This is a genomic window from Shewanella septentrionalis, assembly GCF_025370265.1.
GTDB classification, from domain to species: domain Bacteria; phylum Pseudomonadota; class Gammaproteobacteria; order Enterobacterales; family Shewanellaceae; genus Shewanella; species Shewanella hafniensis.
The window spans coordinates 1-2,451 of record NZ_JAMTCC010000097.1 but is presented as its reverse complement, the minus strand read 5'-3'; the positions used below and the strand labels follow the sequence as shown (position 1 = coordinate 2,451).

Genomic DNA, 2,451 nt, shown 5'->3' with positions numbered 1-2,451 from the left:
TTAGCAAATTTATCGCAAATGGCATTGCGGCCCTTAAGCAGCGCTTGATTTTGCTCGATGAGTTCACCGACTTGGTTGTTACCCACCATGACGAATTGATAGTGCCATTTGTCGCCCTCTGGCAGTGTGCACACCAAGGCGTTCATGGTTTTGATCAAGTCGTCATTCGCCCCGCCAAACAGCGAAATGGCAAAGCCAAAACCAAGCGAATTAGCATTTTCAAAGACTTGTTCAGCATCATCATAAATGCGATAGGGCAATTCATGATGCAGATGGTTGTGCTGCTGTTTGCTGCTGGCATAGAGTGCGCCGAGATCGTTTTTAATACGTTGTTTCATGGCTTAATCCTGCTTGATGTATTTGGCAGGTCTACCCGTCCAACGGCTCTTATCGACCACGATGTAGACATCGCTGGTATCAACGTAATCACCTTGCTCATTGAGATACGGGAAGATGGTTACTTTTTGGACTGACTCAGAGGTGCGCAGCGGTACACCGTGGCGGTCGCGGCGTGGCAAAGGGATAAAGTCTTGTTGTTGGCTCGCGAGCTTGGGAAGTGCAGTTGTGCTTTGGCCGCTTAAGGCTGTCACCGCTGGGCTTTGTGCTTGTGGCTGATTGAACACACCACTGTCGGTGAGTTGCCTCACTTCCATCATATTGGTACAGCCATTGATGCCGCCCACCTTATCGCAGGAATAGTCACTATCCAGCCCCGCCGCACAGCCACTTAATAGCCATGAAGCCAGTGCGATAATACTGGTGTTACGTAATGCATTTTTGCTCATGATTGGGTTCAAAATGTCACTCCTTAAATGAATTAATTCGCACGGCCAAAGGCTGAGTTAACAGGGGGGCGCTGGCCTTGTTGGTTATATTGCTGCTGTGGTGTAGGCGTGTTTGCGCCTTGGGCCTGCGGCTTAATATTCCCTGGCATCTGTTCTAAAAGTGGGTTGCTGATAGTGTTGAGGATTTGCGCTGTGGCACTGACAGGATTTTGGGCTTGTTGCGCTAGCGCTTCTTCGTATTCTTGAATGCCAACCGGATCGAGTGGGAAGCCTTTCAGGAAAACGATGTTGACGGTATTGCCCGGATTGAGCTCAATAATCGGGTGGTATTGCTCAGCTAATTTGATGTAGTAATCCGCGAGCTTGCTACCCACGCTTGAACTGGCACTGCCGGCTAAGTTGAGCAGTGCATCACTGCCATTGACGCTTGAGGTTGACCCTAGCGCTGAGTTCGATGTGGTTTGGCTCAGTGCTTTACCTGTCTCACCAATGCCCGTCAAAATACCGCTAATCCCTGCCATCTGAACGATTTTGCCGTTCTTCATAATGGCAGTACCGCGAATACCGTTGCGGCCATAGTTAAATACGGTCGCCTCGACTGGAATGTCGATGATTTCATCTTCAAAAATACAGCTGAGGCGAGTGGTGCGCACAATGCCGCGACTCGATGATATTTCGCCGTAAGCTGCGCCCAAAATCGTGCAGTTATTGAGTTTCGAGGGCTTGCCGTTGGGTAGTACACCTTGGTTAATGGTTTGGAATACCATTGGTACGGTATCGCCTTGGCCATTCACACCCGCATTGGCATCTGCGCCGCCAGTAACAACAGCTGTCACAAATGAACCTGCAGGAACATAGTTCTCAGGGGTGCGTTTTTTGGGTAGGTTTTCTTCTGGCGATTCCCAATTTAGTGCAAAGGAATCGATGCCATTTTGGGTTGCAGGTGGCGGGATAGCGCCGCCTTGATAGGGGGCAGCATACCCGCTTTGTCCGTCACCCACGCTCGGGCGGGGCGGCAGCGTTTGTTCACCCAAGTAGCGTGTGCTTTGCCTAACGGGATAGGCTGATGCATCAATGCCCTCTGTCGAAAATTCATCGGTGACATTGCTATGCTGCATTGCATTTGCGGTAGCGGCATTAATCTTATCATCAATTTTTTCAGACACGGTCAGTTGGAACGTCTCTAAATTACGTTTTAAATCAAGGCGATTTGCTTCATTGCTGCGCTCAATGGCTTCCATGCTTTTCAGCATTTTATCAATCGCTTTCTGCTGCTTATCTAATGCGATTTGCTGTGCGGTGAGCGCAGACTGATTGTCTTTCTCGGTGAAATCTTTATCAATCACGGCACCAAAATCGATAGGATTGCCCGCTGCGGTTTCAGGGGCACGTTTTGGGGCAGACATATAGGCGTCGCCCGCTAAATAGAGGGCACCGAGTACCGTGGCCCCCACCCCTGCAATCACCCAATTGCGTTTTTTATTGGCTTCATTTAACGCACTGCCTTGCTCAAAGTCGGCTTCGGGATCATTTTTGAAGTAGTCCAAAATATGCTTCATTGCATGCTCTCCCCGCCCGAGACAACAAACAAGTGTCCTGTTTGCTGTGGTGCCAATTCATAGGTTGATAAGGCAGCGGCTCGCGTCGTTGGGGAATAGAACTGCGC

The 2,451-nt window shown here is 49.8% G+C and carries 3 protein-coding genes; all 3 read right to left on the bottom strand.

Features of this window, described 5'->3' with window-relative positions:
• Window positions 1–338, bottom strand: a 338-nt coding sequence (locus tag NE536_RS22610) for a conjugal transfer protein TraC (protein ID WP_261274095.1), incomplete at its 3' end; no start/stop codon positions are given.
• Between the two features lie 3 nt (window positions 339–341).
• A complete protein-coding gene (traV, locus tag NE536_RS22605) occupies window positions 342–797 on the bottom strand; it encodes a type IV conjugative transfer system lipoprotein TraV (RefSeq protein WP_014615237.1) in 456 nt (151 codons plus the stop codon).
• A 20-nt stretch (window positions 798–817) separates the two neighbouring features.
• Window positions 818–2,344, bottom strand: a complete 1,527-nt coding sequence (locus NE536_RS22600; RefSeq protein ID WP_261274094.1) for a TrbI/VirB10 family protein — start codon at window positions 2,342–2,344, stop codon at window positions 818–820.
• Between the last annotated feature and the right edge of the window lie 107 nt (window positions 2,345–2,451).